Source organism: Arthrobacter globiformis, from assembly GCF_030817195.1.
In the GTDB taxonomy this organism is placed as follows: domain Bacteria; phylum Actinomycetota; class Actinomycetes; order Actinomycetales; family Micrococcaceae; genus Arthrobacter; species Arthrobacter globiformis_D.
In genome coordinates this window covers 2,042,579-2,055,337 of sequence record NZ_JAUSYZ010000001.1, presented here as the reverse complement: position 1 = coordinate 2,055,337, position 12,759 = coordinate 2,042,579, and the positions used below count along the sequence as shown (strand labels likewise).

The 12,759-nt window shown below is 60.8% G+C and carries 5 protein-coding genes and 3 rRNA genes; 1 reads left to right on the top strand and 7 read right to left on the bottom strand.

All coding sequences use genetic code 11. From position 1 onward, the window contains the following. Window positions 1-32: 32 nt before the first annotated feature. A complete protein-coding gene (locus tag QF036_RS09285; RefSeq protein ID WP_307101181.1) occupies window positions 33-2,054 on the top strand; it encodes a multicopper oxidase family protein in 2,022 nt (673 codons plus the stop codon). Window positions 2,055-2,441: 387 nt separating this feature from the next. Here the strand turns inward: QF036_RS09285 and rrf are convergent. From rrf to QF036_RS09250, 7 genes are all read right to left on the bottom strand, one after another. Further along, window positions 2,442-2,558 (bottom strand): 5S ribosomal RNA (gene rrf / locus QF036_RS09280). Window positions 2,559-2,710: 152 nt separating this feature from the next. After that, window positions 2,711-5,837 (bottom strand): 23S ribosomal RNA (locus QF036_RS09275). 526 nt (window positions 5,838-6,363) lie between these two features. Further along, a 16S ribosomal RNA gene (locus tag QF036_RS09270) occupies window positions 6,364-7,889 on the bottom strand. Together the 16S, 23S and 5S rRNA genes form the textbook arrangement of a ribosomal RNA operon. Before the next feature lie 265 nt (window positions 7,890-8,154). Continuing rightward, entirely contained in the window at window positions 8,155-8,322 is a 168-nt protein-coding gene (locus QF036_RS09265) for a hypothetical protein (RefSeq protein ID WP_307101179.1), read from the bottom strand. Window positions 8,323-8,386: 64 nt separating this feature from the next. Next, window positions 8,387-9,700, bottom strand: coding sequence for a tyrosine--tRNA ligase (gene tyrS, locus QF036_RS09260; protein ID WP_307101177.1), 1,314 nt, complete (start codon window positions 9,698-9,700; stop codon window positions 8,387-8,389). Between the two features lie 93 nt (window positions 9,701-9,793). Next, window positions 9,794-12,022: a HelD family protein gene (locus QF036_RS09255; protein WP_307101175.1), complete on the bottom strand. Its 2,229-nt coding sequence runs from the start codon at window positions 12,020-12,022 to the stop codon at window positions 9,794-9,796. Between the two features lie 173 nt (window positions 12,023-12,195). After that, entirely contained in the window at window positions 12,196-12,753 is a 558-nt protein-coding gene (locus tag QF036_RS09250; RefSeq protein WP_307101173.1) for an adenine phosphoribosyltransferase, read from the bottom strand. Window positions 12,754-12,759: the final 6 nt, after the last annotated feature.

Below are 12,759 nucleotides of genomic sequence, written 5' to 3'. Positions count from 1 at the left end.
ATTGGACTTTCTTTACGACGTCGGAGGTAGTCGTGTCAGTTACACGCCGTCAGGCATTGCAAATAGGTGGAGTGGGGATCATCGGCGCCTTTGGACTGGCTGTGCCCTTGACCTCGGTCAACGCCAAGTCAGCAAGCCAGCTGGCGTCCCGCAACATGCCGAAGCCCTTTCAACGGACACTTCCCATTCCGGAGGTGCTAAGGCCCAATAGCACGGTCGTGGACCCCGACGGCCACAAGCGGCACCTGTACAAGATCGAACAGAAAGCCGCCCTGGCCAACATCGTGCCTGGCCTCAGCACACCAATCCTCGGCTACAACGGGACATTTCCGGGGCCGACCATCAAGGTGAATCAGGGCGAACGCATCACTCTGGAGATGGACAACGTGTTGCCCCTGTTCCACCCGCAGTGGGGGTACCGGCTTGACACCTCGACCCACCTGCACGGGTCGGCGTCGCTGCCGCAGTTCGACGGCTACGCCAACGACCTCACCGGCCTGGGCTACTGCAAGGATTATGAATACCCCAACTTCCAGCCGGCACGGACCCTGTGGTACCACGACCACGCCGTCCACAATACGGCCCAGAGCGTCTACTCCGGCCTCGCCGCCCAGTACCACCTGCACGACGAAGTGGAGGGCAGCATTCTTCCACAGGGCAAGTTCGACGTGCCGCTCACGGTATCCGATGCCATGTTCGCAGCCAACGGCTCCCTCGGCTACAACGACAACACCCACTCCGGCCTGTGGGGCGACGTCATCCTTGTGAACGGAGCGCCTTGGCCGGTGATGAAGGTCCAGCGAAGGATCTACCGCTTCCGCATTCTCAATGCCTCCATTGCGCGTTCCTACCGCTTCTCCTTGAGCACAGGAGACGCAATGACCATCGTCGCGACGGACGGCGGCCTGATGCCGGCCGCCCAGCAGGTGACATCGTGGCGGCACGGCGGTGCCGAGCGCTACGAGATCCTCATCGACTTCTCGAAGTACCCCGTCGGCAAGCGGGTCGAACTGCGCAATCTGTCCAACAAGAACAACGTGGACTACGACTTCACCAACAAAGTCATGGCCTTCGACGTGACGGACGAGCCTGTCGACACGTCCGGACCCGGTGCCAGGGTGCTGCCGACGCTTCTCGCCCCGAGCACGACCATGAGCCTCAAGCCTTCGGACTCCGTGAAGACCAGGCGCATGCGCGTGAAGCGGGACAACGACATCTGGACTATCGGGGGCATGACGTGGGACGAGGTGGTCGAGAGTGGCTACAGAAAGGTCCTTGCCGATCCCGACCTCGATGACGTGGAAATCTGGGAAATAGAAAACAGCTCAGGAGGATGGTTCCATCCGGTCCACATCCATCTCGTGGACTTCCAGGTCCTCAGCCGCAACGGGCAGGCACCCTTCGCCCACGAGCGTGGGCCCAAGGACGTTGTCTACGTGGGCGAGGGCGAGACCGTCCGGCTGCTCATGAAATTCGAACACCACCGCGGCAGGTACATGATCCACTGCCACAACCTGCCCCACGAGGACCATGACATGATGGCCCAGTTCAGTGTCGGCATCGACACGAACGACCCAGATCCCAATCATCCAGTGGAAGCCGTAAAGCCGCACCCAATCAATCAGACTGCACCCGTACAAGAGACGACCGAAGTGCCGGCACCGCAGACCACCCAGCCAGCAGAGGCAGCCACACCGGTGACGACCGAACCGGCCACGTCACCGGTGGCATCATCACCGGCGCCAGCCCCGGCTGCCGCGCCTGTGGGACAGAAAGACGTCGTGACCATTACCAGTGCCCGGCACCGCCTGAAGAAGGACATGACCTTCAGCGGTACTTCCAGGTACGCCGGCTCGACGGCGGCAACCTCGGCCACCGTCGTGCTGTACGACGTGACGCCAGGGCGTGCTGCCGCACGCTTGGGAACTGTGAAGGCAAACTCCCCGGGGACGTGGACGCTGGCGGTCAAGCCCGGACCAGCCAAGCAGGTCACCGCTGTCAAGGCCGAATCAAGCGTAGGCGGGACAGCGACAGCGAGCGTAAGAACCAGGTGAAAGGGCAATGCAGCCCAAAAGCGGAAGAAGGCCCTTAAGCGGCTCAGGCCCCGACACACACGTCGGGGCCTGAGGAAGCGTCGGTGAAATGTCACTTCCATCCGGACGCTTCCTCACGTCCCGTCGCCTGGGTCCGGACGCTTCCTCACGTCCCGTCGCCTGGGTCCGGACGCTTCCTCAGCTCCCGTCGCCTCACTCCCGACGCTTCCTCACATCTTGTCGCCTGGGTCCGGACGCTTCCTCAGCTCCCGCGGGGGTGCTGCCGGAGCCTGCGGGAGGGGTCCGTTGGTTGAGCCTGTCGAAACCAGGCTCCCGGTGCTGTGAAAACCGGGTTAAATGCGGGAGAGCCCCGACCAGTGACTGGTTGGGGCTCTCGACCTAATGGTTGTCCGGCGGTGACCTACTCTCCCACACCCTCCCGGGTGCAGTACCATCGGCGCTGTGGGTCTTAGCTTCCGGGTTCGGAATGGGACCGGGCGTTTCCCCCACGCTATGACCGCCGTAACCCTTTGACCCGGCACACACCCGCGCGGGTGTGTGTGGGAAAACAGTGGTTACAACAACAGTGGTGTTGTTATTCAATTTATTTCGGTTCGCTTCCAACGGGTTTGTTGGTTGGGAACCACATAGTGGACGCAAGCATTCTTTGTTCTTGTGTGGTGTAAGTTATCGGCCTATTAGTACCGGTCAGCTTCACGAGTCGTTAGTCCTCGCTTCCACATCCGGCCTATCAACCCAGTGGTCTGGCTGGGGGCCTCTCACACCCGGAGGTGTATGGAAATCTCATCTCGAAGCGAGCTTCCCGCTTAGATGCTTTCAGCGGTTATCCCATCCGAACGTAGCTAATCAGCGGTGCACTTGGCAGTACAACTGACACACCAGAGGTTCGTCCGTCCCGGTCCTCTCGTACTAAGGACAGCCCTTCTCAAATTTCCTGCGCGCGCAGCGGATAGGGACCGAACTGTCTCACGACGTTCTAAACCCAGCTCGCGTACCGCTTTAATGGGCGAACAGCCCAACCCTTGGGACCTACTCCAGCCCCAGGATGCGACGAGCCGACATCGAGGTGCCAAACCATGCCGTCGATATGGACTCTTGGGCAAGATCAGCCTGTTATCCCCGAGGTACCTTTTATCCGTTGAGCGACGGCCATTCCACAATGTACCGCCGGATCACTAGTCCCGACTTTCGTCCCTGCTCGAGATGTCTCTCTCACAGTCAAGCTCCCTTGTGCACTTACACTCGACACCTGATTGCCAACCAGGCTGAGGGAACCTTTGGGCGCCTCCGTTACTTTTTAGGAGGCAACCGCCCCAGTTAAACTACCCATCAGGCACTGTCCCTGACCCGGATTACGGGCCGAAGTTAGATGTCCAAAGTGACCAGAGTGGTATTTCAACGATGACTCCACCCGAACTGGCGTCCGGGCTTCAACGTCTCCCACCTATCCTACACAAGCCACTCCGAACACCAATACCAAACTATAGTAAAGGTCTCGGGGTCTTTCCGTCCTGCTGCGCGTAACGAGCATCTTTACTCGTACTGCAATTTCGCCGAGTTTATGGTTGAGACAGCGGGGAAGTCGTTACTCCATTCGTGCAGGTCGGAACTTACCCGACAAGGAATTTCGCTACCTTAGGATGGTTATAGTTACCACCGCCGTTTACTGGGGCTTAAATTCTCAGCTTCGCCGTGAGGCTAACCGGTCCTCTTAACCTTCCAGCACCGGGCAGGAGTCAGTCCGTATACATCGTCTTGCGACTTCGCACGGACCTGTGTTTTTAGTAAACAGTCGCTTCCCCCTGGTCTCTGCGGCCCCGATCCCCTCCCGGTCGCTAGTACCGTTCAAGGTTGGGGCCCCCCTTCTCCCGAAGTTACGGGGGCATTTTGCCGAGTTCCTTAACCATAATTCTCTCGATCGCCTTAGTATTCTCTACCTGATCACCTGTGTCGGTTTGGGGTACGGGCGGCTAAAACCTCGCGCCGATGCTTTTCTAGGCAGCATAGGATCACCGAATCCCCCCTTTACGGGAGTCCCGTCAGATCTCAGGCACATGAACAGCGGATTTGCCTACCGTTCGCCCTACATCCTTGGACCGGGACAACCATCGCCCGGCTCGGCTACCTTCCTGCGTCACACCTGTTAATACGCTTGCCTCCCAGGATCAGGTCCCGCGCTCCACCAAAACCCTTCACCCACAAGGGGTGTCGGGCAGGTCTCGGGCGGTTAGTATCCCCTGTTCAACATGGGCGGTTTTTCACCGGTACGGGAATATCAACCCGTTGTCCATCGACTACGCCTGTCGGCCTCGCCTTAGGTCCCGACTTACCCAGGGCAGATTAGCTTGACCCTGGAACCCTTGATCATCCGGCGGACGGGTTTCTCACCCGTCTTTCGCTACTCATGCCTGCATTCTCACTCGTGTAGGCTCCACCGCTGGTTTACACCGCGACTTCACCGCCCACACGACGCTCCCCTACCCATCCACACTCCTGAACCACAAAGGCTTGGAAAATATGTGAATGCCACAACTTCGGCGGTGTACTTGAGCCCCGCTACATTGTCGGCGCGGAATCACTTGACCAGTGAGCTATTACGCACTCTTTTAAGGATGGCTGCTTCTAAGCCAACCTCCTGGTTGTCTTCGCAACTCCACATCCTTTCCCACTTAGCACACGCTTAGGGGCCTTAGTTGGTGGTCTGGGCTGTTTCCCTCTCGACTATGAAGCTTATCCCCCACAGTCTCACTGCTGCGCTCTCACTTACCGGCATTCGGAGTTTGGCTGACGTCAGTAACCTTGTAGGGCCCATTAGCCATCCAGTAGCTCTACCTCCGGTAAGAAACACGCAACGCTGCACCTAAATGCATTTCGGGGAGAACCAGCTATCACGAAGTTTGATTGGCCTTTCACCCCTACCCACAGCTCATCCCCTCCATTTTCAACTGAAGTGGGTTCGGTCCTCCACGACGTCTTACCGTCGCTTCAACCTGGCCATGGGTAGATCACTTCGCTTCGGGTCTAGATCACGCCACTGCAACGCCCTGTTCAGACTCGCTTTCGCTACGGCTTCCCCACACGGGTTAACCTCGCGACGTAACACTAACTCGCAGGCTCATTCTTCAAAAGGCACGCCGTCACAGCTACAAGGCTGCTCCGACGGATTGTAAGCACACGGTTTCAGGTACTGTTTCACTCCCCTCCCGGGGTACTTTTCACCTTTCCCTCACGGTACTGGTCCGCTATCGGTCATTAGGGAGTATTTAGGCTTATCAGGTGGTCCTGACAGATTCACACGGGATTTCTCGGGCCCCGTGCTACTTGGGATACTCATCAAAGGCGGTGCACAGCATTACGGTTACGGGGCTCACACCCTCTACGGCCGGCCTTTCAAGACCGTTCACCTATACCAGCACTCACACCTCCCCGGTCCGGCAGAACCAGGACAACAAGTCCCACAACCCCGCCCATGCAACGCCCGCCGGCTATCACACATGGGTCGGTTTAGCCTGATCCGCGTTCGCTCGCCACTACTAACGGAATCACTGTTGTTTTCTCTTCCTGCGGGTACTGAGATGTTTCACTTCCCCGCGTTCCCTCCACGCACCCTATGTGTTCAGATGCGGGTCACCAGATCACTCGCGCGTCTGGCGGGGTTTCCCCATTCGGACACCCTGGGATCACAGTCCGGTTATCGACTCCCCCAGGCTTATCGCAGATTCCTACGTCCTTCTTCGGCTCCTAATGCCAAGGCATCCACCGTGTGCTCTTAAAAACTTGACCACAAAAGATCAAGGAGTAATTTTCGAGAGAACCACGAAAACCAACCACACCCAACAACCACTCCCCCACAAGGGAAGCCATCATCACGCGCAGCCAGATCCAGGTTCATATTCTTGGAAATTGCTTCTTATAAAAGATGCTCGCGTCCACTATGTAGTTCTCAAACAACAACCCCGTACCACACACCCCACACACCACCCCCAAAGGAGCCAACGCGCATGATCCGTGCAGCCAGGAAACCAGAAACAAACAAAACCCGGGAAAGTCACCCTCCCCGGCCCTGTTGCCTCAGGACCCAACAGTGTGCCAAACACTAAACCGCGCATCCCCCACCCGCACCGTTCCAGGACCCCCTCCAAAAAGAAGATCCGTACTAAGCACAGGAGAAAAACCCGCGGCCGCTATCCGTTGATATTCCACCCATGAGCACCCGCCGCAGAACTTGCGTCTGCGCAACGGGCCTTTACTCCTGACAACCCCACCACACCCGCATACACGGGCACAGAGGACTGTAGGTGCTCCTTAGAAAGGAGGTGATCCAGCCGCACCTTCCGGTACGGCTACCTTGTTACGACTTAGTCCCAATCGCCAGTCCCACCTTCGACGGCTCCCTCCCACAAGGGGTTAGGCCACCGGCTTCGGGTGTTACCAACTTTCGTGACTTGACGGGCGGTGTGTACAAGGCCCGGGAACGTATTCACCGCAGCGTTGCTGATCTGCGATTACTAGCGACTCCGACTTCATGGGGTCGAGTTGCAGACCCCAATCCGAACTGAGACCGGCTTTTTGGGATTAGCTCCACCTCACAGTATCGCAACCCTTTGTACCGGCCATTGTAGCATGCGTGAAGCCCAAGACATAAGGGGCATGATGATTTGACGTCGTCCCCACCTTCCTCCGAGTTGACCCCGGCAGTCTCCCATGAGTCCCCGCCATTACGCGCTGGCAACATGGAACGAGGGTTGCGCTCGTTGCGGGACTTAACCCAACATCTCACGACACGAGCTGACGACAACCATGCACCACCTGTGAACCGGCCCCAAAAGGAGAAACCACATTTCTGCGGCGGTCCGGTCCATGTCAAGCCTTGGTAAGGTTCTTCGCGTTGCATCGAATTAATCCGCATGCTCCGCCGCTTGTGCGGGCCCCCGTCAATTCCTTTGAGTTTTAGCCTTGCGGCCGTACTCCCCAGGCGGGGCACTTAATGCGTTAGCTACGGCGCGGAAAACGTGGAATGTCCCCCACACCTAGTGCCCAACGTTTACGGCATGGACTACCAGGGTATCTAATCCTGTTCGCTCCCCATGCTTTCGCTCCTCAGCGTCAGTTAATGCCCAGAGACCTGCCTTCGCCATCGGTGTTCCTCCTGATATCTGCGCATTTCACCGCTACACCAGGAATTCCAGTCTCCCCTACATCACTCTAGTCTGCCCGTACCCACCGCAGATCCGGAGTTGAGCCCCGGACTTTCACGGCAGACGCGACAAACCGCCTACGAGCTCTTTACGCCCAATAATTCCGGATAACGCTTGCGCCCTACGTATTACCGCGGCTGCTGGCACGTAGTTAGCCGGCGCTTCTTCTGCAGGTACCGTCACTTTCGCTTCTTCCCTACTGAAAGAGGTTTACAACCCGAAGGCCGTCATCCCTCACGCGGCGTCGCTGCATCAGGCTTTCGCCCATTGTGCAATATTCCCCACTGCTGCCTCCCGTAGGAGTCTGGGCCGTGTCTCAGTCCCAGTGTGGCCGGTCACCCTCTCAGGCCGGCTACCCGTCGTCGCCTTGGTGAGCCATTACCTCACCAACAAGCTGATAGGCCGCGAGTCCATCCAAAACCGCAAAAGCTTTCCACCCCCCACCATGCGATGAGGAGTCATATCCGGTATTAGACCCAGTTTCCCAGGCTTATCCCAGAGTCAAGGGCAGGTTACTCACGTGTTACTCACCCGTTCGCCACTAATCCCCGGTGCAAGCACCGGATCATCGTTCGACTTGCATGTGTTAAGCACGCCGCCAGCGTTCATCCTGAGCCAGGATCAAACTCTCCGTTGAAGTAAAACAGACACAACCAACACCCCCGGAAATAACGGGAACGAAGGCTGCACAAAATTTGAAACCAGCCAAAAACACCAGGCCACACCACGGGGGTGGGCAGCCCGGCACAATCAACCAATTCATAAAAAATCGGTATCAACAAACTTGGCACACTATTGAGTTCTCAAACAACAGACACATTCGAATACTCGCGAAACAATTCAAGAATTAGTATCTGGAATTTATTTTTCGCTTTTCTTCGCTGCGATGTTTCTAGCTTATTTCATTCATTTTCACTTTGCAAATCCGGGTTATTCACCCGATATTCACCTCGCGGCATGAATCGACCCAGCACTAATGGAAGCTTTTCTTCATTCATTCTTGAAGTTGAAGAATTGCTTCTTAGTGAAGGGGGTTTGTCACCGCTCAGCGGCGGCGACTCAGAAGACATTACACGCTCCCCCGCGGCCGTGCAAATCGGCTGCGGAGGAGCGTGTATTTTGCCTGTTCCGGTGCTAGGCGCCGGACACCTGAACAGTGGCCAGGTTCTTCTTGCCCCGGCGAAGCAGCAGGTACTTGCCGTGCAGCAGCTGGGACGGTGGGATCACCGCGTCCGGATCCGTGACCTTGGCATTGTTGACGTAGGCACCGCCCTCTCCGACGACACGGCGTGCGGCGGACTTGCTGTCCGAGAGCCCCGAGGCAACCAGCAAGTCGATGATGCCGAGCCCGGTGCCGTCCACGGAAGCGGACGGCAGTTCTGCAGTTGCCGCGGCAAGCGTCTGCTCGTCCAGCACCGACAGGTCGCCATTGCCGAAAACAGCCGCGGAAGCAGCAATGACCTTTTCGGTGGCTTCGGCCCCGTGGACCAGCGCCGTCACTTCGTAGGCGAGCTTCCGCTGGCCTTCGCGGGCGAACGGACGCTCGGCGACAGAGACGGCAATCTCGTCAATCTCGGCCCGGGTGAGGAAGGTGAACACCTTCAGCCGGTCCACGACATCCGCATCGGCGGTGTTCAGCCAGAACTGGTAAAAGGTGTACGGGCTGACCATTGCGGAATCCAGCCAAATGGCGTTGCCCTCGCTCTTGCCGAACTTGGTGCCGTCGGCGTTGGTGATGAGCGGAGTGCCCAGTGCGTGGACCGTCTTGCCCTCCACCTTGCGGATGAGCTCCGTACCGCTGGTGAGGTTACCCCACTGGTCGGATCCGCCGGTCTGCAGCATGCAGCCGTAGTCTCGGTAGAGCTGGAGGTAATCCATGCCCTGCAGGATCTGGTAGCTGAATTCCGTGTAGCTGATGCCTTCCTCGGAGCTGAGGCGTGAGGCCACAGCGTCCTTGCGGAGCATGGTGCCCACGCGGAAGTGCTTGCCGACCTCGCGAAGGAAGTCGATCGCGCTCAGCGGTGCGGTCCAGTCGAGGTTGTTGACCATCCGGGCGGCGTTGGCGCCGTCGAAGCTGAGGAAGCGGCGGACCTGGGCCTGCAGGTAGCCGACCCACTCCGAAACGGTGTCCTTGGTATTCAGGGTGCGTTCCGCCGTCGGACGCGGATCGCCGATCAGCCCGGTGGAGCCGCCCACGAGACCGAGGGGTTTGTGGCCGGCCAGCTGGAGCCGCCTCATGAGGAGGAGCTGGACCAGGTTTCCCAGGTGGAGGCTCGGCGCCGTGGGGTCGAATCCGCAGTAATAGGTGACCGGTTCCCCGGCGAGGAGCTTTTCCAGTTCCACCTCGTCGGTGGATACGTGGACAAGGCCGCGCCATTTGAGCTCCTGCCAGATGTTGGCGAAGCTGGGGTCGTTCTGCTGGGATTCGAGGTCGTTTAGTTGTGACACGCCTTCTAAGTTAGCAGGGTCAGGGCCACCCCGACCCTCGTGGAGGGCAAGCGGGCAGGACGGGCCGCGAACGGCCGGGCCTGCCCGGAAACCTTAACGCTCGATGCCCGCCGGAACGTCCGCGGCCGCGATCAGCCGAAGCCGCTGCGTGGGCCGGGTCATGGCGACGTACAGATCGCCGACCCTGCCGTGCTCGTGGTTCAGCATGGCGCTCGGCTCAAGGACCACGACGCCGTCGAATTCAAGTCCCTTGGCCTCCCGCGGGCTGATGACCACCACGTCCTGTTCATAGCTGCCGGCACCCGTGCCCAGCCGGGAACCGTACTCGGCGCGCAGCGCCGCGGTGGCTTCCCGGAGCAACTCCCCGTCGGCAATCACGGCGAGCAGACCGCCGTCGAGCGCTTCGAGCTCCTCGGGGAGGACCTCCACCAGCCGGCTCACAATGTCCGACTGCTCCACGCGGTCGATGATCGGCGACCAGCGGCCTTCCCGGACGGCCTTCGGTGCGGAGACCACCAGGCCGGCGGCGTTGGCCATCCGGGCCGCCGCTTCGGCGATTTGCGACGGCGTGCGGTAGTTCACCGTGAGCTCCTCCAGCTGCCAGCGGTCGCCGAACATCGGGGCGAGGGCTCCCTGCCAGGATTTCGCGCCGGCCACGGAACTGGTCTGGGCGATATCCCCCACGATGGTGAAGGACTTGAGCGGGCAGCGGCGGACCAGGAGCCGCCACTGCATGGGCGAGAGTTCCTGCGCCTCGTCGACGACGATGTGGCCGAACGCCCATGTACGGTCGCTGGTGGCGCGCTCGGCTGCCGTCAGGCGGGCCTCGCGTTCCTCGTTCTGTTCAACGAGTTCCTCGGCAGACATCAGGACATCGACGCCGGCCGATTCCATGTTGACCAGGGTCTGCCGGGCGTTGGCCAGGGCGCGGGTCCGGTCCTGCTCCTGCTGGGCGAGGCCGCGGCCTGCCGCCGGATCCAGTTCACCGAGGAGTTCCGCGGCTTCGTCGAGCAGGGGCACGTCGGCCTCGGTCCAGGGGGCGTTGGGAGCCCGCAGCAGGAGCTCGCGTTCCCTGGTGGTGAACCCGGGGGTGCAGGCTTCGAGGAGGGCGGGCTTGCTGAGGAGTTCGTTCACCAGCTTCTCGGGCGTCATCGGCATCCAGCACAGGTTCAGCGCGATACGCACGTCGCGGGACGTCCGGACGTCTTCGGCGAGGTACGAGCGGTCGGCGTTGTTGCCGATGTTGCCGGCCTCGACGAGTTCGGTCATCTGCTCGGTCAGCTCGCGGAGCAGGATCTTGACGAACGTAACGCGGGCCTCATTGTGCGGCTTGCCGGTGGAGCGTGCGCGTTCACGTGCGCGCCGGACCTGTCGGGGTGTGAGGGTCAGCTTGCGGCCGTCGACTTCCAGGATCCGGTTTTCGGCCGGAATGCGCTGCCGGTTGGCCACGGCATTGGCAATGACCTCGGCCATCTCCAGCCGGCCCTTGATGGCGGCAACGTCCGCCTCCTGTTCCGGCACCGCATGGATGCCAGGCATGAGCCTGCCGAGGCTGGCCATGACCACGCCGGTCTCACCCAGCGACGGCAGGACACGTTCGATGTATTTCATGAACGACGACGACGGGCCCACCAGCAGCACGCCGGCGGACTTGAGCCGGTCGCGGTGGGTGTACAGCAGATAGGCGGCACGGTGCAGGGCGACGGCGGTCTTGCCGGTACCCGGCCCACCCTGGACCACGAGGGCGCCGGAGATGGAGGACCGGATGATGCGGTCCTGCTCGGACTGGATGGTGCCCACGATGTCCGACATCCGGCCCGTGCGCTTGGAGTTCAGGGCGGCCAGCAGGGCGCCCTCGCCCTGGAGCGAGTCGGCGTCGGAAAGCATGTCGGCATCCAGGACGTCGTCCTCGATGGCCTTGACCTCGCGGCCCTGCAGGATCAGGTGCCGGCGCCGGCGCACGCCCTGCCGGTCAAACGCGGTGGCCTGGTAGAAGTGGCCGGCCTCCGGCGCACGCCAGTCGACCATGAGCCGGACGAGGTCCTCGGTGGTGAGCCCGATGCGGCCGATGTACTGCGCCTCGCCGGAGTCCAGGTCCAGCCGCCCGAACACCAGGCGGTCGTCGACGGCGTCGAGCTGGGCGAGGCGGTCCTCGTACAGGGCCGCAAAGGCGTCGCGTTCGGAAACGTTCTGCATGGTGCCGACGGCTCCCGCGCGGCGCACCTGGGCCAGCTGGGCGCGCTTTTCCTCGCGCAGTTCATCAAGCCGTGTGTACAGACCGGCTACGTAGTCCCGTTCGTGGGCCAAATCGGCGTCGAGCATCGTTCCCCTATCGCAAAAGACAGACCGTCCATTCTATAACCTTTTCGGCTGACGTGGCGGCTGTTGAGCTGCTTACAGCAGGTTATCTGACGGCGCGGCTTCGCCGCTCACCGACAGGGCCGCTGGTCAGAGCCCGGTATGCCAGGGCCCCGCCAGGCCCGCGGACCGCAGCGTCAGAGGCGCAGCAGCGACCGCACGCGGTGCCCGGCAAGCGCGGAGCGGCCGCGCAGCTCGCCGAGTTCCATCACCACGCCCACGCCTGAGACGTGGACGCCGCAGCGTTCAAACAGGCGGGCGGCTGCCCCGAGGGTGCCGCCGGTGGCGAGGACGTCGTCGAGGATCAGCACCCGGCTGCCGCGGGCCAGGTCCGTGGTGTGAAGTTCCAGGGTGGCGTTGCCGTATTCCAGGGCATAGTCCTCTGAGTAAACCTCGCGCGGCAGCTTCCCGGCCTTCCGCACTGTCACCACACCGGTGCCCGTGGCGTAGGCCGCGGCGGCGGCGAGCAGGAACCCCCGCGCCTCGACGCCTGCCACGGCGTCGAACTGCCCCTTGAACGGTTCCACGAGCGCGTCAACGACTGCCCGGAACGCGGTGCCGTCGGCGAAGACGGGGGTGAGGTCTTTGAAGGTGATTCCGGGTTCGGGGTAGTCCGGAACGGTCGCACAGAGGCTGGTAACGAGTTCGTCCACGGGGACGGGCCTGCGGGCAGGGGCTTGTTCGCTGTGGTTCACCCGTCC